This window comes from Massilia sp. METH4 (assembly GCF_037094685.1).
In the GTDB taxonomy this organism is placed as follows: domain Bacteria; phylum Pseudomonadota; class Gammaproteobacteria; order Burkholderiales; family Burkholderiaceae_D; genus Rugamonas.
In genome coordinates, this window is the sequence record NZ_CP146614.1 from 6,267,044 (window position 1) to 6,288,163 (window position 21,120).

The 21,120-nt window shown below is 67.5% G+C and carries 16 protein-coding genes; 6 read left to right on the forward strand and 10 right to left on the reverse strand.

Annotated elements, in window-relative coordinates; all coding sequences use genetic code 11:
* Positions 1 to 84: 84 nt before the first annotated feature.
* Positions 85 to 489, reverse strand: coding sequence for a hypothetical protein (locus V6Z91_RS27360; RefSeq protein ID WP_338763777.1), 405 nt, complete (start codon positions 487 to 489; stop codon positions 85 to 87).
* Positions 490 to 556: 67 nt separating this feature from the next.
* On the opposite strand from V6Z91_RS27360, the gene V6Z91_RS27365 reads away from it, so the two are divergent.
* Positions 557 to 745, forward strand: coding sequence for a DUF3460 family protein (locus tag V6Z91_RS27365; RefSeq protein WP_338763779.1), 189 nt, complete (start codon positions 557 to 559; stop codon positions 743 to 745).
* A 382-nt stretch (positions 746 to 1,127) separates the two neighbouring features.
* On the opposite strand, the gene V6Z91_RS27370 is transcribed toward V6Z91_RS27365, so the two are convergent.
* Positions 1,128 to 1,757, reverse strand: a complete 630-nt coding sequence (locus tag V6Z91_RS27370) for a DUF882 domain-containing protein (RefSeq protein ID WP_338763781.1) — start codon at positions 1,755 to 1,757, stop codon at positions 1,128 to 1,130.
* A 143-nt stretch (positions 1,758 to 1,900) separates the two neighbouring features.
* The gene (locus V6Z91_RS27375; RefSeq protein ID WP_338763784.1) at positions 1,901 to 2,725 is read right to left on the reverse strand and encodes an EAL domain-containing protein; all 825 of its coding nucleotides are present in this window, start codon (positions 2,723 to 2,725) and stop codon (positions 1,901 to 1,903) included.
* Positions 2,726 to 3,000: 275 nt separating this feature from the next.
* On the opposite strand from V6Z91_RS27375, the gene V6Z91_RS27380 reads away from it, so the two are divergent.
* Together V6Z91_RS27380 and V6Z91_RS27385 are read left to right on the forward strand one after the other, a co-directional pair.
* A complete protein-coding gene (locus V6Z91_RS27380; protein ID WP_338763787.1) occupies positions 3,001 to 3,690 on the forward strand; it encodes a class II glutamine amidotransferase in 690 nt (229 codons plus the stop codon).
* Positions 3,691 to 3,781: 91 nt separating this feature from the next.
* Positions 3,782 to 4,648, forward strand: coding sequence for a protein phosphatase 2C domain-containing protein (locus V6Z91_RS27385; RefSeq protein WP_338763790.1), 867 nt, complete (start codon positions 3,782 to 3,784; stop codon positions 4,646 to 4,648).
* Between the two features lie 5 nt (positions 4,649 to 4,653).
* On the opposite strand, the gene V6Z91_RS27390 is transcribed toward V6Z91_RS27385, so the two are convergent.
* On the reverse strand, positions 4,654 to 5,175 hold the full coding sequence (locus tag V6Z91_RS27390; protein ID WP_338763793.1) for a GNAT family N-acetyltransferase: 522 nt from the start codon (positions 5,173 to 5,175) through the stop codon (positions 4,654 to 4,656).
* A 278-nt stretch (positions 5,176 to 5,453) separates the two neighbouring features.
* On the opposite strand from V6Z91_RS27390, the gene V6Z91_RS27395 reads away from it, so the two are divergent.
* Positions 5,454 to 6,401, forward strand: a complete 948-nt coding sequence (locus V6Z91_RS27395) for a sulfate ABC transporter substrate-binding protein (protein ID WP_338772081.1) — start codon at positions 5,454 to 5,456, stop codon at positions 6,399 to 6,401.
* A 334-nt stretch (positions 6,402 to 6,735) separates the two neighbouring features.
* Positions 6,736 to 7,695 carry a serine hydrolase gene (locus V6Z91_RS27400; RefSeq protein WP_338763795.1) on the forward strand — a complete coding sequence of 320 codons (960 nt, stop codon included), beginning with the start codon at positions 6,736 to 6,738 and terminating at the stop codon, positions 7,693 to 7,695.
* Positions 7,696 to 7,753: 58 nt separating this feature from the next.
* On the opposite strand, the gene V6Z91_RS27405 is transcribed toward V6Z91_RS27400, so the two are convergent.
* Positions 7,754 to 10,528 (reverse strand): glycosyl hydrolase, encoded by a 2,775-nt coding sequence (locus V6Z91_RS27405; RefSeq protein WP_338763797.1) that lies wholly within the window; start codon positions 10,526 to 10,528, stop codon positions 7,754 to 7,756.
* A 227-nt stretch (positions 10,529 to 10,755) separates the two neighbouring features.
* Here V6Z91_RS27405 and V6Z91_RS27410 point away from each other — a divergent pair, with 227 nt between their 5' ends.
* Entirely contained in the window at positions 10,756 to 11,184 is a 429-nt protein-coding gene (locus V6Z91_RS27410) for a VOC family protein (RefSeq protein WP_338763800.1), read from the forward strand.
* Between the two features lie 70 nt (positions 11,185 to 11,254).
* Here the strand turns inward: V6Z91_RS27410 and V6Z91_RS27415 are convergent, their stop codons facing one another.
* The 5 genes from V6Z91_RS27415 to recC all read right to left on the reverse strand — a co-directional run bounded on the left by V6Z91_RS27415 (position 11,255) and on the right by recC (position 21,038).
* Positions 11,255 to 11,548 carry an FxDxF family PEP-CTERM protein gene (locus tag V6Z91_RS27415; RefSeq protein WP_338763803.1) on the reverse strand — a complete coding sequence of 98 codons (294 nt, stop codon included), beginning with the start codon at positions 11,546 to 11,548 and terminating at the stop codon, positions 11,255 to 11,257.
* A gap of 33 nt (positions 11,549 to 11,581) precedes the next feature.
* On the reverse strand, positions 11,582 to 11,755 hold the full coding sequence (locus V6Z91_RS27420; RefSeq protein ID WP_338763805.1) for a hypothetical protein: 174 nt from the start codon (positions 11,753 to 11,755) through the stop codon (positions 11,582 to 11,584).
* A gap of 318 nt (positions 11,756 to 12,073) precedes the next feature.
* Positions 12,074 to 14,017: an exodeoxyribonuclease V subunit alpha gene (gene recD / locus V6Z91_RS27425; protein ID WP_338763808.1), complete on the reverse strand. Its 1,944-nt coding sequence runs from the start codon at positions 14,015 to 14,017 to the stop codon at positions 12,074 to 12,076.
* The gene (recB, locus tag V6Z91_RS27430; RefSeq protein ID WP_338763811.1) at positions 14,014 to 17,664 is read right to left on the reverse strand and encodes an exodeoxyribonuclease V subunit beta; all 3,651 of its coding nucleotides are present in this window, start codon (positions 17,662 to 17,664) and stop codon (positions 14,014 to 14,016) included. The genes recD and recB overlap by 4 nt, the downstream gene beginning before the upstream one ends.
* A complete protein-coding gene (gene recC, locus V6Z91_RS27435) occupies positions 17,661 to 21,038 on the reverse strand; it encodes an exodeoxyribonuclease V subunit gamma (protein WP_338763813.1) in 3,378 nt (1,125 codons plus the stop codon). Before recC ends, recB begins: the two co-directional genes overlap by 4 nt.
* Positions 21,039 to 21,120 lie beyond the last annotated feature (82 nt).

Consider the following 21,120-nt stretch of genomic DNA (forward strand, 5'->3'; position numbering starts at 1 on the left):
ACACGGAAGCGCTGTCGAAACCAGCCTAGCATGTACGCTTTGACAAGTCGAGCGCGGCCCGCTGCCGCGCGCCCCGGCCGGTCTTTACCAGGCGCGGCGGCGGCCGAAGTTGTGGCCGACCACGAGCGTGGTACTGGCGACCAGCGTGGACAGGCCGAGGATCAGCTGCACCAGCTTGTCGGCCGGCAGTACCCACATCGAGCCCTTCGGCGGCTCGGCCTGGGCCACGGCGGAGATCAGTGGCGCCACCCACTCGGCGTCCGGCGTAATATCGAGAACAATGGCGTCGTCGGAAGTCTGCATGTAGATGTCGCCTCCGGCGGCCAACGTGAAGCACACGCCATAGCCGGTCTCGTTCTTGCCGACATGTTCCTGCAACGCCAGGTCGTGCTCGGCGATCCACAGTTCGGCGTCGGCGGGGGTTTCCAGTGCCGTCCACGGCACAGGGCGGAACCGTGGTTTCGCCTCTTCGTCATTATCGTGCTGCATCGGTGTTTCGGTATTCGGCTTCAAGTCGGATGACACGGCCCGGCAGTGTAACCGAAGAACAGGAGGAATGATGAAATACAAGCGCTATGTATCGGAATTCGAGCAATTCCTGAACAAGTACAAGGAAGACCACCCGAACGTGGAAGCCGAACAGCGGCGTGGGTGGAAGATCTGGTGGGATCACCGGCTCGACCTCGACGCGATGGACCGGCAGCGGCAGGATACGGTGGAGACGAAGCCGTATTACTACGGGTGACGAGGGGTCGACCCGGCCTTCAGGGCCGGGCGAGAAAGCGGGCGGGGCACTGCTCCGCGATGCATCTTTCGGGGTACGCAGGGTCCGAGTCTCGGCCTTGCAAGGCTTGGCCGTTCGACGGGCGCGAAGCAGCGCTTCGCGAAACATCTTCAGTGGTACGCTGGCCCCCAGTCTCGGCCTTGCAAGGCCGAGCCGTAAAGCGCGCGCGGAGCAGTGCTCCGCGATTGCTTTAGTGGTGCCTCTCCCCAGTCCAAGCCTTGCAAGGCTTGGCCGTGACGCAGGCGCGGAGCAGTGCTCCGCGAAAAGTGGCGCTTTGGAGGCCAAGCCTTGCAAGGCTTGGCCGTTCGACGGGCGCGAAGCAGCGCTTCGCGAATTCCCCGTCTCACCCCTTCCACGTCCTTTTCAAGCCGGTGTCGGCATGGATCCAACCGCCGCGCGGTCCGCTGCGGTAGTAGAAGCCGACGCCGCCCTGGCGGAAGCTCTTGATGAGGCCGCCTACGACTTCTTCGTTCAGGTTGGCGATGCGGATATCGGCCGCCTTGCCTTCCATGTGCAGCGATTGCCGCGCGGCGGGAATGCCCTGCTCGCGCAGCCGCTGGTTCGAGGCCGGCGTTCGGTAGCCGGACAGGATCTCGATCGGGCTGTTGATGCCGTAGCGGGCCACGAACGCCTGCGCGCCCCACAGCGTTTCCAGCAGCTTCGGATCGATCGCGGTCGAAGCCTTGCCGTTCACGTCGCGAAGCAGATGGCACAGTTCCTGATAGGCTGAATCGATCAGTTCACCATCCTTCCAGTACAGTACCGACGTCTTTTCGCCTGTCTGCGGCCGGGTCATCGTCAGCGTGCGGGGCTTGACCCAGAATTCCAGGTCAAGCGCCTGGGCGTCGAAAATATCGGGCGGCGGTTCCAGATCCTGTGCGCGCGCTGGCGCCAGGCCGACCAGCGGTGCCCCGATGAGGCTGGCGGCGGCTGCCCCCAGTGTCTTGTGTAGAAAATCTCTGCGCGTTGCCATAGCTATCCCATTGATGCAGTGAAGCGGATGCGAGCGTCACTATATCCGATAGCAGGGGGACTTGAGAAAGCTCTTTAACTGTGTGGCCTAAATTGTATCTATTATGGCTCAACATTTAAGGCTTGCTTAAGCCCCGGTTGCGGTCACGCGGCTGCTTGCACAGGCTGGCCCGGCAGGATGGCGCGCGGCATGTCCAGCGCATGCCCCTGGGCCAGCGGCTGCACGCCCGCAAGCCCGGCGATCGAGTGCAGCGCCGACAGCGCCGCCGCCCCTTCGGCATGATGGAACAGGACGCGGCTGCCGCGCGCCTCGGCTGCGATGAGCAAGCCCGCCAGTCCATCCCAGTCGCGCGCAATGCGCGCATCGATACGGATCACATCCGGTCGCACGCGCTCCAGCAAGGCCTGGCCCTCCTGCGCGCTGGCCGCATGCACCGCGAAACGGAAGCCGTTGCGGCGGTAATTGTCGGCCACGTAGCCGAGCAGCCAGTTCTGCTGCGGCGTGGTCTGCGGCAGTTGCAGGACCACCTGGGCGAGCGGCAATTCGAGCGCGTCGAGAATACGGCGGAAGGCGTGGCCGTGGTTGGTACTGACTGCCGACAGCAGCCGCCCGTGCACGTTCAGGTGCAGGTCGAGCCGCTCGGCATCGGGCTGGCGGAAGAAATTGATGGCATGGAGCATCCGGCACAGGCGGTCGAGTTCCACGGATTCGTCGTCGCTCGCGGCATTCTCCAGCAGGCGCCACAGCGACAGCCCTTCGTCCTCCGCCGACAGCCCCCGCGCCAGGCCCTCGCACGCCACGGCGGCACCCGAATCCAGCTTGCGGATCGGGTGGAACACGCTCGTCATCGTGCAATTGAAGAAACGGCCGTGGGCACGGCCGGAAGCGTCCAGCCAGAGCGAGGAAGCGGTGCCGGCGGCGGGATCGGCCAGCCGGGCCAGGTATTGTTGCAGGATGGGGAAACTCATTGCAGCCTTTCTGAAGCAGATGCGATACGACAAGGCTAAGCCCACGGCAGCCATTTCAAAACGAATCGTTTTACCGATTGTTATGCGGCCCGTGCATATCCCGGCGCTGTCGCTCCCGAACAACAGGGGACTGTCCCCGATTTTTTACAACAGGGACAGCCGGTGCGTTTCCATCGAGCATCACGTTCAGCACATAAGCATATTGAAAATGATTCGTTTCCCCTTCAACGGTGCGCGGGTATCGTTGGCTCAACTAAACGATTTTCGATGTCACCATGTGCCAGCTCCTCGGATTGAACAGCAGCGTACCCGCCGGACTCGGGCCCTTCTTCGACGTATTCGCCGAACGGGGCGGCCGCACCGATGAGCACAAGGATGGCTGGGGGATTGCCTTCCACAGCGGCAAGCGCTGCCGCCTGTACACGGACCACCGGGCCGCCATCGATTCGCCGCTGGCGGCGCGCATCCGCCGCCGCCCTTTGCGGGCCCGCAACATCCTGGCGCACATCCGCAAGGCCACGCAGGGCCGCATCGCCATCGAGAACGTGCACCCGTTCGCCCGCCCGCTGTGGGGCCGCACCTGGTGCTTCGCTCACAATGGCGACCTGAAGGAGTTCGCGCCGGCGCCCGGCCTGTTCGTGCCGCAGGGCGACACCGACAGCGAGGCGGCCTTCTGCCTGCTGCTGTCGCGCCTGGCGAGCCGCTTCCCGGACGGCGAGCCGGCCACCCACGCGCTGCGCGACGCGCTTGCCGAGGTGGCCGCCGAGATCGCCGCGCACGGCACCTTCAATTTCATCCTGTCGAATGGCGAGACGCTGTTCGCGCACTGCTCGACCCACCTGCACTACCGCCTGGACGACGGCCGCGCGATGATCGCCACCCAGCCGGTCGACACGCACGACGGATGGGTGGCCTTCGCGGCCGGCGAGTTGAAGGCGTTTGGCAGCGGTACGCTGCATCCCTGATCCTGCAGCGGCACCCTGCATCGCTGATTCGGCAGCGGCACCCTGCATCCCTGACATATTCCGGCAACAAGGCGCCGCTATAATCGGCGCCATGAACGAGCTGAACAATCCGCGCATCGAGCGCGTCTCCCAGGGCGCGTCCCCGGGCCACAACGAAGACCACGTCATCGTCGTCGAGACGCCGGCCGCCACCGACCTAATCGTGCTGGATGGCGCAACCTCGGTGGCAGACCACGACTACATCGATCCAGCCGGCGACGTGGCCTGGTTCGTGGCCCGCTTCGGCGCGGCGCTGGAGCAGGCGATCCATGACGGCCTGGACCAGGAGCCGGCCGTGCTGCGCGCAATCGGCGCGGTGCGCGACGAGTACCTCGGCCATGCCGGCGGCGCCGAGGTGCCGCCATACGCCTGGCCCATCGCCGCCATGACCTGGGTCCGCGCCGCCCGCGACCAGGCCCTGCACCTGTATTGCCTGGGCGATTGCATCACCCTGATGACCCGGCCGGATGGCACCGTCGTCGACCTCGATCCGTATGTGAATCCGCAGGAGGCGGTGCTGCGGGCGGAGATCGCCAGATTGAGCGCCGCCGGCATCGACGACCCTGCAGCCCGCTACGCCCGCCTGTTGCCGCTGCTGCGCGCCCGCCGCGAAGAGCAGAACGGCAGCGCGAACCCCGCCATCCTGTGCCTGCGGCCGGCAGGTGCCCTGGCCGCGCGCCGCCATGTCGTGCCGGCGCCGGGTGGCAGCATGCTGCTCGTCATGACGGATGGCTTCTACCGGCTGGTCGACCCTTACGGCCTGCACACGCCGATATCGCTGATGACAGCCTGCGAACAAAGAGGACTGGCGGCGGCACTGCACGCACTGCGCGGCTACGAGGCGGAAATGGCGGTGGGAAATTCAGTCAAGCGGGCCGACGATGCCTCGGCCATCTTGTGGCGCGCGCCGCCGGTGTAACGGCGTCAAGCCGAGTTGCAGTTGCAAAACCGCTTGCGCCCGTCGGGCTGCGCGCCCTGCACCAGCGGTTTCCAGAACAGGACGGTATCGACACCGTAGGGCGAACGCACATTGCCGTCGCGCCGGTAGCCGGCCGCTTCGAAGAAGCCCTCGGCGGTGACGGTGCTGTGCAGGTACAGCGCCTTCATGCCGGAGGCCAGCGCGCGCTCTTCCATCCGGCGCAGCAGCACGGTCCCGGCGCCCTGCCGCTGCGCTTCCGGCAGCAGGTAGCACAGCGCCAGCTTGCCGGCGCCCGTCAGCAGCGACACACCCACGACTTCATCGCCCTGCACCGCCACCAGCGAATAATTGGTCGGCGACTCGAACCACGAGCGGACCATGGCGGGATGCTTGTTGCCCAGCCATGCCGCCAGGATGGCCGGATCGTTCCGGTGGTCGAGCGCGCAACATTCGGCGATCGAACGGCGCAGGACCTGGCAGGCGGCGGCGGCATCGGGTGGGACTGCTGGGCGGATCTCGAAACTCATGGGAACTCGTGAAAACGGCGGCATGACAGCGGTATTACAGGCGGACTATACACGAGTCAGCCGGATGCCGCCGGCACCCTTCGCGCGACTGGAATCTAAGCAAATTACGAAAATATCGTTTCGTTCCAGCCGCGTTCTGGCGGACCATACATATCTGTTTTTTACACGAGCACACCATGGCAAATAAAAAAATCGCATTTAGCGCAGCATTCAGCACAGGATTCAGCGCAACCCGCCGCATCGTCCTGGCATCGGCCATCGCCGTCTCGGCACTGGGCATGCCTCCGGCCTTTGCCGCCGACGTCACGCTGCTGAACGTTTCCTACGACGTGGCCCGCGAACTGTACAAGGACATCAACCCCGTCTTCGAGGCTCAGTACAGGCAGCAGAGCGGCAAGACTATCGAGGTCAAGCAGTCGCACGGCGGCTCCTCCAAGCAGGCGCGCTCGGTGGCGGACGGCCTGGAGGCTTCCGTCGTCACGATGAACCAGGCCAACGACATCGACATGCTGGCCGACCGCGGCCTGGTGGTGAAGGACTGGGCCAAGCGCTTCCCGAACAATGCCGCGCCGATGTATTCGACCATGGTGTACCTGGTGCGCAAGGGCAATCCAAAAGGCATAAAGGACTGGGCCGACCTGGCCAAGCCGGGCGTGAAAGTCGTGATCCCGAACCCGAAGACGGCCGGCAATGGCCGCTACACGTACCTGGCGGCATGGGGCTCGGTGCTGCAAAACGGCGGCAACGATGCGCAGGCACGCGACCTCGTGACGAAGATCTTCCGCAACGTGCCGGTGCTCGACGGCGGCGGCCGCGCGGCCACCACCACGTTCACGCAGCGCCAAATCGGCGACGTGCTGGTGACCTTCGAGAACGAAGTGAACCTGGTGCGCGCCGAAATGGGCAGTGATTTCGACATCGTCTACCCTTCCGTGTCGATCCTGGCCGAATCGCCGGTCGCGGTCGTGGACAAGGTGGTGGACAAGAAGGGCATCCGCAAGGAAGCCACCGCCTACCTGAACTTCCTGTACTCGGAAGCGGGCCAGGAAATCATCGCCAAGCACTACCTGCGCCCGCGCTCGGCCACGGTGCTGAAGAAGTATGCGGCGCAGTTCAAGCCGATCAAGCTGTTCACCGTCGACGAAGTGTTCGGCGGCTGGCGCGCGGCGCAGAAGCGCCACTTCGACGATGGCGGCGAGTTCGACAAGATCTACGCGAGCAAGTAAGAAACAAAGTCAGATCCGAAACAGCACAAAAAAGGGACCTTATTGGTCCCTCGACGCAAAGTCAGATCCGAAACAGTACAAAAAAGGGACCTTATTGGTCCCTCGACGCAAAGTCAGATCCGAAACAGCACAAAAAAGGGACCTTATTGGTCCCTCGACGCAAAGTCAGATCCGAAACAGCACAAAAAAGGGACCTTATTGGTCCCTTTTTTGTACTGTTTCGTCCCGCACGCCTGACACAGGCTGGACGGTTCCGTCAAGCCCATGTTATCGTTCGCCTCCCGGACATTGCTCTACAGCACTGCTCCATCCGCTTGCCTTTCTCCAAGAACAAATGATCAAGAAACTTGCAGCCGCCCTGCTGCTTTCCGCTTCCGCAGCCGCGCTGGCCGTGCCGCTCGGTTCGCAATCCGTGCTCGTCGTGGACGACACGGGCAATGTCCTCGTCGAAAAGAATGCCGACACCATCGTGCCCATCGCCTCGCTGACCAAGCTGATGACGGCAATGGTCATCCTGGATGCCCGGCTCGACATGGATGAACAGATCAGCATCGACCAGCAGGATGTCGACATGCTCAAGCACAGCACCTCCCGCGTACCGGTCGGCACCACGCTGACCCGCGCCGACGTGCTGCACCTGGCGCTGATGTCGTCGGATAACCGCGCCGCCGCCTCGCTGGCGCGCACCTTCCCCGGCGGCCCGGCCGCGTTCAAGGCTGCCGTGGACGCCAAGCTGCGCGCGCTGAAGATGACGCGCACGCGCATCGAGGAACCCACCGGCCTGTCGCCGAACAATACCTCGACCGCGGCCGACCTCGTGCGCATGGCCGCCGCCGCCGCCCGCTACCCCACGATCGCCGCCATGACGACCGACAAGAGCGACATCATGGACATCAAGGGTCGCAAGGTGGAGTACCACAACACCAACCGCCTGGTGGGCGCCAAAGGCTGGGACATCGGCCTGTCGAAGACCGGCTACACCGAAGAAGCGGGCCGCTGCCTGATCATGCGCATCAAGGCCGCCGGCAAGAACGCCACGATGGTGCTGCTCAACGCCAGCGGTTCCTCGGCGCGCATCTCCGACGCGCTCAATATCCGCCGCCTGATCGTCGGCAAGGACGACCCGGAGCCGCGCGTTATGCAGGCCTCGGCAAAGGTGCGCAAGGCCGCCCGGAGCAGCGCGCGCAAGAGCGCCGTCGTCCGCAAAGCCGTCGCCAAGAAGCCCGTGGCCAAGAAGGTCACGGTCAAGAAGGCCGTCGACCGGAAGAAGCCCGTGCGCCGCCCCGCCTCGTAAGCGTTTCGACCAGGACAAAGCCGGCCTTGCGCCGGCTTTGTCGTTTACACCCCGCCGCTCAGCGCAGCGCTTCGCCCACCAGGGTCACGGGCCCCAGCAGCCCGGCCGGTTGCGGCGCGATCTTCGCCGTATCCTGCAACTCGAAGCGGTTGCCGTAGCGCAGCCGCAGCAATGTGAAGTCCGGCAGCGCGCGCCCGGCCAGCGTGTTCACGCCCAGGTTCGCCACCTTCACCTCGATCTCGTTCGTGCCCGCCTTCAGCCACGGCGTGACGTCGATGCGATAGGGCGGATGCCACAGCGCCCCGGCGCGCTGGCCGTTCACGGTGACGATCGCGGCATCGCGCAGCGCCGGCTCGTACATCGCCCGCATGCCCGAATGGTGCGCGTGCACGCCGGTATCGGGCAGCGCGGTGCCGGTGCCGAAATCGAGCGACAGGCGCTTGCCGTCCAGTTGCCCGGCGGTGAGCGCGAGCTTCTTGCCGTACACCGCCTGGCCGGAAAAATAGCGGGTCGTTGCGCTGTCGGCCCAGGACACGAGCTTGTCCATCTTCAGCGGCGCCTGGCCCGGGAAGCGCACTTCCCAGCCCGCGGACAGGTCGGCCACGGCCAGCGCCTCGCCCGCCTGCCTGGCCGGCGCGGCACCCGGCAAGGGCGCGTCGCTCAGCACGATGACCAGCGATTCATAGGGTGCGAGCCGCAAGGCCGGCGCTGGTGCCGATTGCGCTAGCTTGCCCGTATCCGGATCGATACGGGCGGCATGGCGGCGCGGCTCGCGGAACGTCAGCGTGGCGGACACGGGTTCGTTGCTCGTGTTGGCAATGAAATAGATGTCGGCATCGGCCAGCTTGCGGCGCACGAAGCTCACGCGGTTCTGGGCCGCGGACAGTTGCACGTCGCCGGGCAGCACCGCCCGCAGCGCGCGCCCGAGGTCCGCCTCGGCGGCGATCTTCGTCACGCCCCGCCCGCGCGAGAACAGCGCGCCGGAAGCGCGCTTCACCTCGGCGGTGATCCGTTCGGCATCCTTGAAGCCCGGCGCCAGCGAAGGCGTGGCGCCGATGGCGATGATGCGCCCGCCCTTCTTCACATAGGCATCGAGCCTGGCCAGCACGTCCGGCGCCAGGCGCGTCACGTTCGGCATCACCAGCACCGGGTAGCGGTCCAGCCCGACGCGCAGCACGGCTTCCGCATCGACGTAGTCGAGGTTATGGCCGCTGTCCATGATCTGCTGCACCAGCTCGGGCTTGATAAAGCGCGGCATCTCGGCTGACAGCGACGTCTTGCCCGGCCTGTTGACGGCATACACATCGTCGTTCGGCAGCAGCACGGCCACCTGGTTCGCGGGCGCGCCCTGCCGCAGCAGGTAGCTCACGCGCGCGAGGTAGCTGGAGATTTCCGGCATCACCATGTACCAGGGCTGGTGATGGTTGAACACGGCCGCGGCATACAGCTGGTAGCCCGGTTCCGGGGCATCCGGCGGCGTGTAGGGCCAGCCGTGCCCGATGATCTGCGTCACGCCCTGCACGAACATGCGGTCCGCCTCGGCCTTCATGTCCAGCGGGCTGGCCGTATGGGCCGGCGAGCGCAGCCACGTCCACGTCTCGGCTGACACGACCGGCGCGCCGTACAGGTGGGCCGCCGAGGAAGCCAGCCGCGTGAACGAGAATTGCCGGTACTGGGCCCCCTCGCCTTCGAACAGGTCCTGGTGGCGGAAGCTCGACAGCGATGCCGGCGGCTCGCCATACGTCTGCGAACGGAAGCGCGTGCCATGTTGCCGCGCCCACGCGGTGACGGGTTTCAGGTAGTTATCTTCCACCAGCTCGGTCTGCGTGAGCGCCCAGTCGCGCTTCAATGCCGGCGCCGCGGCGCCCTGGCCGGAAAAGACCAGCGGCAGCCAGGGCCTCAGGTCGTAGCCGCGCCGGCGCTGGAATTCGTCGAGGAAGCCGCCGGTCCAGTCGCTGCCGTAGCTTTCCAGGCTGTCCGAGAAGATCGCATACGGCGGCTTGTCGCCGAACGCCTTCAGCAAAGGTTCCCCGACGTTCTTCAGGTGGTTGTCGATGGCGCGGCGGCTCATGTGGTCGAGCACGAAGCCCTCGCCCCCCACCGCCGGGCGCTTGACCTGCATGCCGGAGCGGCTGGCGATATAGTAGACGGCCACGCGCGGTTCGGCGGCCGGCCGCACGCCGGCGCGGCCATTGCCGGCCGCCTTCTCCTCGAAGGGTTTCAGGCCCGTGGCATCGTATTCCTTCGGCGTGCCCGCACCAATGAACACGGCCTCGATCTTCTCGCCTTCCGTCACGGACGGCACGGGGTAGCTGGCGGCGCCCGCCGGCACTTCGACGGCCGCCACGCGCATCTTGCCGATCGCGTCCGCGATACCGATGTGCGGGCCGCCGAACGGCCAGCCGCTGCCCAGCGTGAGGTCGACGCGCAAGCCCGCCGCCCGCGCCTGCTCGTTGGCGAAGCGCAGCGCTTCCAGGTGGTCCGGGGACAGGAACGGCAGGTTCTTCACGCCCCGCGACGGGTCGTCCAGCGCCATCGGATACACGGCCTGGATTTCCACGCCGCCGATACCGCCCCACTTCATCCGCTCGATCTCGTCGGCAAGCTGCCGCTTCTCGACGGCCGGGCCGAACCACCACCACCGCATCATCGGGCGTGCATCGGCTGGCGGTGCCGCCAGGTGCTGCGCCACGTCGCCGATGCGGTTGAACACCGTCGGGTCCTGCGCCTGGGCCAGGCCGGCCAGCAGCGCGGCGGCGATGGCGCACCAGCGCAGGCGGCGCCGGGATGACGGGGTGGGTCGAACATGGCGGTCGTACATCAGCTCGGGCATAAGCGGTCTCCTCTTTATGGTTCATCGCGCAAAAGCGGGCAGCGCCAAGGCCGCCGGCAGTCATCATGATGACCTCGCGCCAATTTTCCTACGCGCACCTGGCGTTTACACCCGAATACTCAGCCGATTGATCGCTTCGCCGCATCCGTGCACGCTTGCGCCCGCACGACTTCCGGTCGCAAAACCTGCGATACTTCACGGTTCATCCACTTCATCGGGAGCACGGCATGGAAGCTCAAGAGCTGCACCGCGGCCGCCTGATCGACCACATCCAGCTGGTCGTCAAGGACTTGCCCGCATCGCGGAAGTTTTATACGGCAATCTTCGAAGTGCTGGACATTCCGATCGGCGGCAGCGCCGATGACTATTTCTGGGTCGACGAACTGTTCGTCTCGGCGCAGGACAGCGAAACGGCCCAGGGGCAATTGACAGGCCGGCACCACCTGGCGTTCCAGGCGCGCGACCGCGCGATGGTCGATGCCTTTTACCAGGCGGCGCTGGCGGCAGGCGGCAAGGATAACGGGGCGCCCGGCGAACGGCCCTATCACCCCGGCTATTACGCGGCCTTTGCGATCGACCCGGATGGCAACAATATCGAGGCAGTGTTCCACGGCGAGGCGAAGCGCAGCGCGCCGTCCGTGCACATCACGTGGTGACAGGCCGGCAAGGCCGGATACGCCAAAGGGCGCCGCGGCGCCCTTTTTGCATGATACCGGACCGTGCAGCTTACCGATTGCGGCGGCGTGCGGCGAACGCGAGCACAGCCAGGCCGCCGGCGAGCATGCCGTACGTCGCAGGTTCCGGCACGGCGCTGGTCACGGAGAACATGCCGCCATAGCTGGCGGTGCCGCCGAAGCGCGTGGTGACGGTGCCGTTGACGACCAGGGTCAGCGGACCAGTCACGTCGACATCCTTGAAGAGCACGCTGGAGAACGGCCACACATTGTAGAACGGCACGTCGACGCCGTTCAGCGTGGCGCCGGTGAAAGTGATATCAGTGAAGAACGTGGCCGTGTTCACGAGCGCTGCCGATACCTCGCTTGCGGCCGACGTCTAATTGCTGAACGTAAAGGTATCGCTGAACGAACCCGCGGTGTGCGTCGCGCTCACCTTGAACGACGTCCAGGTCTGCGGACCGCCTGCCAGCGTGATATCGACGGTCTTGGCCGAGGCGCCACCGACGGTGCCAGCCGCGAGGGCGGCGATAACGAAGGATTTCAGTTTCATATATTGACCATATTAACTTAACGTTTCGATAACGAAAGTTAAACGATCGACATAGTGTTGTAAATATTTAATTGAAGGTAATACAAAGAAACTTCTTCAGGACCAACCGTTGTTTTTCGGGACTTCCAGATTGAAACAATACTTTCCTTGCGGTATTATTTGTCCATCCCGTCGAAGGATATCGTAAAGCCTTGCTGGTTCACGCGCCGTGAACGAGGCCTGGCCGGACTTTATAGGAGAGTCCGGCCGGGCGCTTTATCTTCCCCTCCTGCTTTTCCCACCGCCGGCAACGAAGCACCCGCCGCAGCCAGTCTCCCGTCACGTTCCAAGCGCTTCCCGCAGCCCGCTCGCCCTTTGCGTGCGCTCCGCGATCGCCTGCGCCAGCACGGCCGCATTCGGCGACACCAGCGTGAAGTACTCGCGCGCCCGCGTGATGCCCGTGTAGACGAGTTCGCGCGCCAGCACGGCATTGGCCTGCGGCGGCAGCACCATCGCGGTATGCGTGAATTCGGAACCCTGCGATTTGTGCACGGTCATCGCGAACGCCGTTTCGACGTTGCGCAGCCGCGTCGCCAGCACGCTGCGCACCGCTTCGCCGTCCGAGAACCACACGCGCAGCGAGGCCGGGCGCTGTGGATCGGGCAAGGTCAGCCCGATGTCGCCGTTGTAGACGCCGGTGGCGTAATCGTTGCGGGTCACCATCACGGGCCGCCCCACGTACCACTCGCCGCGCCGGCGGATCAGCCTGGCGCTGTCGAGTTTTTGTTCGATCGCTTCGTTCAGGCCCGCGACGCCCCACTCGCCCGCGCGCACGGCGCACAGCAGCCGGAATTGCTCGAAGCGTTTCAATACGTCGCGCACCCAGCCTTCGTAGTCGCCGTCCGGCCCGGCCTGCACCAGTTCCAGGTAATCGCGGTAGCCGGCGCCGGCACCCGGCCGGCCCTGCACGGCCAGCGCCAGCACATCGTTCGGGCGCGCGCCCTCGATCCAGCGCAGCCTGCCTTCGCTGTCGCCGCGCAGCACGTCGCGCGCCGCGTCGCCATCGCCGCGGTTGACGGCCAGTGCCAGCTGGCCGATCGGGCCGCCGAAGCGCCGGCTCTGGCGCAGCATCACGATGCGTTGCGCCAGCGGGCCGCCGTCGCGCTCGCGGAACGCCGGGGGGATCGTCTCGCCCGTGGCGGCCAGCACGTAGTCGCACGTGGCGGCATCGTAGTTGCCGCTCTCGGCCTGCGCGCACAGGTCGCCCAGCACGGCGCCGGCCTCGACGGACGCGAGTTGATCCTTGTCGCCGAGGAGGATCAGCCGCGCATGCGGCGGCAGCGCGGCCAGCAGGGCCGCCATCATCTCCAGGTGCACCATCGACGCTTCGTCGACGATCAGCACGTCGATTTCCAGCGGATTGCCGGCGTTGTAGGCGAAGCTGCGCGTGTCCGGCCGCGCGCCCAGCAGGCTGTGCAGGGTGCGCGCGCCGCCCATCCGGCCCGCCAGCTCGCGCAGCGGCAGCGCGGCGCCCAGCCTGGCGGCAAGCTCGTCCAGCGCCGTGTCGATCGACTGCTTCAGGCGGGCGGCGGCCTTGCCGGTCGGCGCCGCCAGGGCGATGCGCAAGCCCTGCGGATCGGGCGCCAGCGCGAACAGCAGGGCCAGGAGGCGCGCCACCGTGTACGTCTTCCCGGTGCCGGGGCCGCCCGTGATCACGGCGAGCTGCCCGCGCAGCGCGGCGGCGCAGGCGATCTTCTGCCAGTCCGGGCCGCCCTCGCGCACGGGGTGGTGGAACAGCAGGTCGAGCCAGTGCCGCACGGCGGCCGTGTCGACGCCGTGCCCGGCCTGGGCGCGCGAGCGCACCGAGGCGGCCACCGTCGTTTCATCGCGCCAGTAGCGGCGCAGGTACAGCCGTTCGCCGTCCAGCACGAGCGGCTGGTTGAAATCCAGGTCGCCCACCGACCACACCTGCTCGCAATCGTGCAGCGCCGTGCGCCAGCCCTTGGCGCTCCTCGGCATCGGCGCGGCGGCGGCACGCAGCGCCGCCCACTCGCCATCGAGCCAGCCCAGTTGCGCCGACGGGTCGCCGGCCAGGTCGTCCAGCACCAGGCAGCTGTGGCCGCGCCCTTCCAGTTCGGACAGCAGCACGCACGCCACCAGCAGGGGCGGCGGCGTGTGGCCCAGCGTGGCCACGAAACGGGCGAAGGCGCCCGCCAGGCGGCGCAGCTTGCCGGTTTCGGTGAGGCGCTCGATCGTCTCGAAGAGCGCCGCGGTATCAGTCATCGCCATGTCCGTTCATCATCATTGCCGCCGTCGGCATCCGCTTCGCGCCGCAGCAGCTCGTCCAGCCCGTCGAGCAGGACCGGGTCCGGTTCCAGCACGTGGCAGCCGCGCGTCGTGCCGTTGCCGATCCCGCGCAGGAAGAAGAAGATCGCGCCGCCCAGGTGCTCGGCCGGGTCGTAGGCGTCGCCCATGCGGCTTGCCAGCAGCCGGTGCAGCGCCAGCAGGTAGATCGCGCCCTGCACGTCGTAGCGGTGCCCGGCCATGCCGAGTGCCAGCGCCTTGGCGTGATAGGCCGCGTCGTTGCCGCCCAGCGCATTCGATTTGTAGTCCAGCACCCAGTAGCGCCCTTCATGTTCGAAGACCAGGTCCGTAAAGCCTTTCAGCATGCCGTGCAGCGCGCGCTGCGGCAGCGGCGGGCGCGGGATGCCGCCCAGCAGGTGGCGCCGGCACAGCGCGTCGAGCGCGCCGGTCGCCAGGTGCTCGCTGGGGAACCAGAATTCCATTTCCGGCAGCACGGTGCCGATATCGCGCAGCGGCGCACCCAGCGGCGGCAGCGCCGTCGTGACGGCGGCGCGCAACCAGCCGATCGCATCCTCCAGCCGGTGCCCCCACCCGGCCCGCTCGATGCGGCGCGCCATGCGCTGCTCGCAGGCCGCGTCGTCCACGCAATGGAAACCTTCCTGGGCCAGCCATTCGAGCTGTTCGTGCAGGAAGTTGCCGGGCACGGAACCGCGCGGGAAGCGGTGCCACGGCGCCTCGTCGATCCGCCCGGGCGCCACATCGGCTTCCTCGCCTTCCAGCAGCGTTTCCTCCTGCGCGTCGCGCGGGGCGGCCTGGGTTCCGCGCGCCAGCGACGTAAAGCTGCCGACCGACCAGTCCCGTTCGAACTGCGCGCCATACGGCCGGGTGTCGACCAGCGCGGGACGCTGCTCCACGCGGTCGAGCAAGGTCACGCGCTCGGGATGAGTCAGCGCGGCGATGCCGATCGCGCCGCAGCCGCCGGCCAGTTCGCGCCAGCGCTCCTGCAAGGCTTCGGCCGGCAGGTGTTCCCCGCCGTTCAGCAGGTAGCCGAGCGCCGATTCATGCAGCACGTTGCTGCCTTCCTTGCGCGCCGGCAGCGCGGCCACGCCCAGCCACAGGAAGTGGCGGGCGCGCGTGAGCGCCACATACAGCAGGCGCAGGTCTTCCTCGATGCGCGCCGCTTCCACGGCCGCCTGCGCCTCCTCGGTCAGGCTCATGTCGATGCGCCGCACGCCATCGCCATCGGTGTATTCGAAGAAGCTGCGGTTGCGCTTGTCGACCTTGCGTGCCGTGACGGCGAACGGCAGGTAGACCAGCGGGTATTCCAGGCCCTTGGACTTATGCACGGTAACGACCTTCACCAGCTCCGCGTCCGATTCCAGCCGCAGCACCTGTTCGTCGCCGGCAGCGCCCTCGCCTTCGACCTGCTCGGCCATCCAGCGGATCAGCGCCTGTTCGCCATCGAGCTGGCGGCTGGCCGTTTGCAGCAGTTCGGCCAGGTGCAGCAGGTTCGTGAGGCTGCGTTCGCCACCCGGCCGGGCCAGCAGCGCGGCCGGCAAGCCCAGCTCGTGGATGAAGCGGCGCAGCATCGCCAGCACGCCCTGCCGCTGCCACACCGTGTGCAGCGCCTTCAATTGCTCGACCCGCTGTTCCCACGCCAGCTCGTCGGAAGAAAGGCGCGCCAGTTCGGCCAGCTCGATGTTGGCCGTGCGGGTGGCGAAGGCGGCACGGGCCAGCGCGCCGTCCAGCGGATTGGCCAGCGCGGCCAGCCAGCGCAGCACGTCCTTCGCCTCGTCGGACTCCAGCACGGAATCCTTGTCGGACAGGTAGACGCTGGGCACGCGCCGCTGTTGCAGCGCGCGCCGGATGGCGGTCGCCTCGCGCCGGTCGCGCACGAGGATCGCGATATCGGCCGGCTCCAGGCGGCGGAAACCATCCGGTCCCTCGAAGCCCGTGCCCGGATGGTTCAGCAGCTGCACGATGTGCTCGGCGCAGTGGTGCGCGAAGAAGTCGCGGTAATCGTCCGCCTTCAGGTCCAGCACTTCGCTGCACGACACCGTCAGCGCCTGCAGCTGGCCATCCACGCCGACGAGCCGTTCGCTGCGGCCCTTGGCATCGACTGCCTCGAACGGCAAGGGATTGACGGTACCGCGACGGAAGCGGAACGCGCCCTGCGCGAAACCGCTGCCGCCCGCCACGCTCTCGGCGTGCAGGAAGATGCGGTTCACCGCTTCCACCACGTCGCGCGTGGACCGGTAGTTCGTGCCCAGCTGGTAATGCCGCCCTTCGGTGGCGCGCCGCGCGGCCAGGTAGCTGTGGATGTCGGCGCCGCGGAAGCCGTAGATCGACTGCTTCGGGTCGCCGATCAGGAACAGGCCCAGTTGCGGGTCGTTGTCGGCCACGCGGTACAGCAGGTCGAAGATGCGGTACTGGGCCGGCGCCGTATCCTGGAATTCATCGACCAGCGCCACGGGATACTGCTCGGTGATGCGCTGGCGCAGCGCCTGGCCGTTCTCGCCTTCCAGCGCGTGCTGCAGGCGCACCAGCATGTCGGCGAAGCCGAATTGGCGCTGCTGCGCCTTCAGTTCCGCCATGCGCGCGCTGATGATGCCGGCGGCATGCCGATACAGGCGGTGCGACAGCGGTTCACAGGCGGCGAGCGCATCGCGCAGTTGCGCCAGCGCTTCGAAGCCGTCGAAGAGATCGGTGCCGCTGTATGCCTCGGCCATCCCCGACGGCACGAGGCGCTTCCAGCCGCCCTTCAGGTCCAGTTCGACCATTTCCGGGTCGGCGGCCCAGGCGCGCAGCGTGCCCAGCCAGCCGGCCACCCAGTCGGCGCGCATCTTGCGCCCGTCGAGCTGCCTGGCCGCCCGGGCCCGTTCGATCCACAGTTCCATGCGGTCGACGCGTTCGCCCCAGCCATCCTTCAGCGCGGCCAGCTGCTGCTGCCGCTCGCGCAGCGAACGGGCGATCAGCACGCCCAGCGGCTCATTGGCATGCCAGCCATCCTCGGCCCGCTTGACCAGTTCGCGCAGGGCGGATTTCAGCCGCTCCACGTCCGGCCAGCATTCGAGCAGCGCGCCCAGCGCCGGGTCGCGCAACGGGTACACGTGCTGGCGCCAGTAATCGTGGGCGGCGTCCTCGAACAGGGCCGCTTCGTCGGTGATGAGTTCCTCGTCGAACAGGCTGCCGCTGTCGAACGCGTGCTCGCGCAGCATGCGCTGGCACCAGGCGTCGATGGTGAAGATCGCCGCCTCGTCCATCGTCTCGGCGGCCAGCATCAGGCGGTGCGCGGCCCGCTGGCGCGACGTCTCGTCCGGATAGGCTTGCAGCAAGCCTTCCAGGTAAGGATCGCACACCTCGACCTGGCCGCGAAAGCACCCGGCCGCCTCGACCAGCCGTTCGCGGATGCGGTTCGACAGTTCGCGCGTCGCCGCCCTGGTGAACGTCATCACCAGGATATCGGCCGGCAGCAGCGGGCGCGCATACGCCTCCGTGCCGCCATGGCCCAGCACCAGGCGCAGGTACAGGGCGGCGATGGTCCACGTCTTGCCGGTGCCGGCGCTGGCCTCGATCAGGCGGGTGCCGTGCAGCGGGAAGGTCATCGGGTCGAGCAGGCGGCTCATGCCTCGTCCCCTTCGATCGGCTGCACCTCGACGGTGTCCAGCCACGCCGCCAGCGGCCCATACAGCGCGTGGGCGGTGGCCACGAAGTCCGGTTCGGCCGCCAGGTCGCCGTACTCGGGCCACAGGCGGTACAGGCACAGGTCGTCCTTCTCGCCGCGGCGGTCGAAACCGTGTTCATACGTTTCGCGCGGGTCGCCGCCCGACACCAGGGCCAGCGCGGTCTTGCTGGCCACGGGCAGCGGCCCATCCATGCCGCGCCGCCACAGGGCAACGAGGTCGGCCAGTGCCGCGCGGGCGTCGCCGCCATCGAGCGGCGGCATCGACAGCACGGCGTCGCGCGCCACCAGCAGGCCCGTGACCGTTTCACCCTGCGCCGCCGCCGCAAGCTGGCGCAGCCACGCGACAATGAGCTTGTCGCCGCGCGGCTGGCCGGCCTTGTCGAGGGCCTTGGACGACATCTGCGCCAGCCACACCTTGGCCGCGCCATCGGCGCGCAGGCCGTCGATCCAGTCTTCCAGCACCACCCCGTGCAGTTCCAGGCCGACCGGCAGCTTGGGTGCCGCTTCAGGATAGGCGCCGCGCAGTTGCAGCCAGGCGCGCCGTACCGGCAGCAAGGTGGCGACGAGGTTGTCGCGCACGCGGTCGCCGATCACGCCGATCGGCAGCACACCCTCGCGCTGCAGCCGGGCCGCCCGCTGCGTCAGGCTCAGGCGCACGTTTTCCTCGTCCTCGGCGCCGTCGTCGTCCAGCATCTCGTCTTCGAGGAAGTAGCGGTCCAGGGCGTCGAGCACGAACGGTTCCTCGTCCTCGCCGACCAGGGCCGAATCGGCGAAGCGCACCCCGAGGCGCTGGGCGAAGAAGTACTTCACGGGCTGGCGCAGGAAGGCCGCCAGGCCGGCCAGCTTCAGGCGGAAGCGTTCGTCCAGTTCATACGGCGGCAGGTCGGGCGGCAGTGCCGGCCCGGTGGTGGCGGCATGGGCGGAACGCCATTCGGCCGCGAACGTCAGCAAGCCGCCCTGCTCGAAATAGCGACGCGAGAACGGCTGCAGGGCGTGCTCGGTGGTGCGCTCGTGCAGGTCCAGGTGCCAGCCGGCCTTCAGGTAGTCGAGCAGCTGCGCCACCAGCACCGAGGGCGGCTGTTCGCTGTTGTCGCGCGCATTGCGGCCGCACCAGCTCACGTACAGCGCGTCGCGCGCGGCCAGTACCGCTTCCAGCATCAGGTAGCGATCGTCGTCGCGGCGCGAGCGGTCGCCGGGGCGCGCCATGCCGGGCAGCGCCAGCAGGTCGAAGTCGGCCCGGCTTGCGCGGCGGGGGAAATCGCCGTCGTTCATGCCCAGCAGGCACACCACGCGGAACGGCACGGCGCGCATCGGCATCAGGGTGCAGAACGTCACGCCGCCCGAGACGAACTGGTGCTCCAGCGAAGGCTCGTCCAGCGCGCCCAGCCAGGCCTCGCGCAGCACGGCCAGCGGCACCGGTTCGTCGAAGCCGGCGCCGTCGCAGGTTTCCAGCCAGGCACCCAGCGACTCGTTCAATTCGTTCATCGTCAGCCGGTCCGCCTCGTCGCGCGGGTCGAAGAACGCGGCCAGCAGCGCGCGCGCCTGCTCGCCCCATTCGAACGGCGTGCGCGCCTGCGCGAGCCGCTCGCGCCATTCCAGCAGCGCTTCCACCAGCTGCGCCAGCGAGCCGGCAAGCGCGGCATCGAGGCCGCCCACTTCGCCATACGGTTCGATATCGCCGAACGGGCCGCCGGCGCCGCTGGCATAGCCGAGCAGCATGCGGCGGATGCCGAAGATCCACGCATTCTGTTCGCCCACCGGCCCCAGACCCAGGCCGGCGCGGTGTTCGCGGTCCAGGCCCCAGCGGACGTGGGCGCCCTCGATCCAGCGGCCGAGGATCGGCAGGTCGTCCTCGACGAGGCCGAAGCGAGCCGAGAGTGCCGGCACGTCGAGCAGGTCGCGCACCTCGCTTTGCCGGCAGCGCTGCTGCGGCAGCCGCAACAGCCAGTCCAGCGCCACCAGCAGCGGGTTCACGCTGCGGTCGTTCACGTCGCCGATGGCGAACGGGATGTGGCGTGCATCGCCTTTCCGGTATTGGCCGAACACGGCATGGATGGCGGCCGTGAACACGTCGATGTCCGGCACCATCACCACCACGTCGCGCGGGCGCAGGGTGGGGTCGGCGGCGAACTGCGCCAGCAACTGGTCGTGCAGCACTTCCACCTCGCGCTGCACGCTGTGGGCGATGTGGAACACGATCGAGCGGTCGCCCGCGTCCGGCACCGGAAAGCGGTGTTCGGAGAGCGGCAGCATGTCGCGCACCGCGCCCTGCAATTGCTGCAGCAGCGTGTCGCCGTCGCCTTCGCTGAACAGGTCCACGCGCAGGTGAGCGTCATGCTCGGCGGAGGCCTCGTCGAATTCGTCGAGCATGCGGATATAGTCGCGCCCCTGCCGGCCCCAGCTCGCCAGCAGCGGGTGGCTGTGCGCATGCAGCGCCTCGATCGGCACCTGCGCCAGGTCGACGCCGTTGCGCTGCGGGTGACGCCGGCGCGCCGCGCGGAGCAGGTCGCGGCCGTCGATGATGTCGCCCCAGTAGAAGCGGCAAGGGTTCGGCACGGCCACGATCACCTGGGTGAAACGGGCCAGGGCGGCCAGCGCCTGCAGGGTCTGGTAGGGCAAGGCGGATACGCCGAACAGCACCACGCGGCGCGGCAGGCGCCCGACCGGCTGGGCGCCATTCTCCACCGCGCGCACGAATTGCGTGTGCACGCCGGCACGGCCCAGCGTGCGCTCTTCCTCCGGCACGCTGGCGATGATGGCGCGCCACAGCGCGGCCTGCCAGCGCTGCCCTTCCGGCAGCGGGTAGTGCACGCCGCGCGGGCAGCACATGCGGTCGCGCCCCGCTGCCCAGTCTTCCAGCCAGTCGGCGCGGTACACCTGGTACTGGTCGAACAGGTCGGACAGCCGCTCGGCCAATTGCAGGCGCCGTTCCTGGCAACCTCCCTTCAGGAAATGGCGCAGCGGCTCGAAGGCGTCGTCGCGCAGCAGGCCGGGGAGCAGGCGCATCAGCCGCCACGTGAGCGGGCCCTTGTCGAAGGCGGAAATGCGTGGCACGTTCTCGCGCCCCAGCATGGCCCGGTAGGCTTCCCACAGGAAGCGCGCCGGCAGGGCCACGCGCGTGGCCGCGCACACGCCGGCTTCCTCGGCCAGCGCGATCTTGAGCCATTCGGCCACGCCGTTCGATTGCACCAGCAGCACGTCGGTTTCCAGCGGCGCCAGCGGATTGGCGCGCAGCCATTGGAACACGGCGGCACGCAGCTGTTCGAGCTGGTTGCCGTGCAGGATCAGTAAGCCGGGAGCGATGCCAGTTGCCATGAGTCTTGTTATTCAGGGATGCCGCGCTATTATCGCCGATCCGCGCCGATCGTTCCGTTCGGCAAGATGCAGTTCATCGAAC

Excerpts from the sequence above, each read along its gene's own strand:
- V6Z91_RS27365 (WP_338763779.1), top strand. The coding sequence starts at position 557 with ATGATGAAATACAAGCGCTATGTATCGGAATTCGAGCAATTCCTGAAC.
- V6Z91_RS27385 (WP_338763790.1), top strand. The coding sequence starts at position 3,782 with ATGAACGAGCTGAACAATCCGCGCATCGAGCGCGTCTCCCAGGGCGCG.
- V6Z91_RS27410 (WP_338763800.1), top strand. The coding sequence starts at position 10,756 with ATGGAAGCTCAAGAGCTGCACCGCGGCCGCCTGATCGACCACATCCAG.
- recC (WP_338763813.1), bottom strand. The coding sequence starts at position 21,038 with ATGGCAACTGGCATCGCTCCCGGCTTACTGATCCTGCACGGCAACCAG.
- V6Z91_RS27360 (WP_338763777.1), bottom strand. The coding sequence starts at position 489 with ATGCAGCACGATAATGACGAAGAGGCGAAACCACGGTTCCGCCCTGTG.
- V6Z91_RS27400 (WP_338763795.1), top strand. The coding sequence starts at position 6,736 with ATGATCAAGAAACTTGCAGCCGCCCTGCTGCTTTCCGCTTCCGCAGCC.
- recB (WP_338763811.1), bottom strand. The coding sequence starts at position 17,664 with ATGAGCCGCCTGCTCGACCCGATGACCTTCCCGCTGCACGGCACCCGC.
- V6Z91_RS27395 (WP_338772081.1), top strand. The coding sequence starts at position 5,454 with ATGCCTCCGGCCTTTGCCGCCGACGTCACGCTGCTGAACGTTTCCTAC.
- V6Z91_RS27380 (WP_338763787.1), top strand. The coding sequence starts at position 3,001 with ATGTGCCAGCTCCTCGGATTGAACAGCAGCGTACCCGCCGGACTCGGG.
- recD (WP_338763808.1), bottom strand. The coding sequence starts at position 14,017 with ATGACTGATACCGCGGCGCTCTTCGAGACGATCGAGCGCCTCACCGAA.
- V6Z91_RS27390 (WP_338763793.1), bottom strand. The coding sequence starts at position 5,175 with ATGAGTTTCGAGATCCGCCCAGCAGTCCCACCCGATGCCGCCGCCGCC.
- V6Z91_RS27420 (WP_338763805.1), bottom strand. The coding sequence starts at position 11,755 with ATGAAACTGAAATCCTTCGTTATCGCCGCCCTCGCGGCTGGCACCGTC.
- V6Z91_RS27375 (WP_338763784.1), bottom strand. The coding sequence starts at position 2,725 with ATGAGTTTCCCCATCCTGCAACAATACCTGGCCCGGCTGGCCGATCCC.
- V6Z91_RS27405 (WP_338763797.1), bottom strand. The coding sequence starts at position 10,528 with ATGCCCGAGCTGATGTACGACCGCCATGTTCGACCCACCCCGTCATCC.
- V6Z91_RS27370 (WP_338763781.1), bottom strand. The coding sequence starts at position 1,757 with ATGGCAACGCGCAGAGATTTTCTACACAAGACACTGGGGGCAGCCGCC.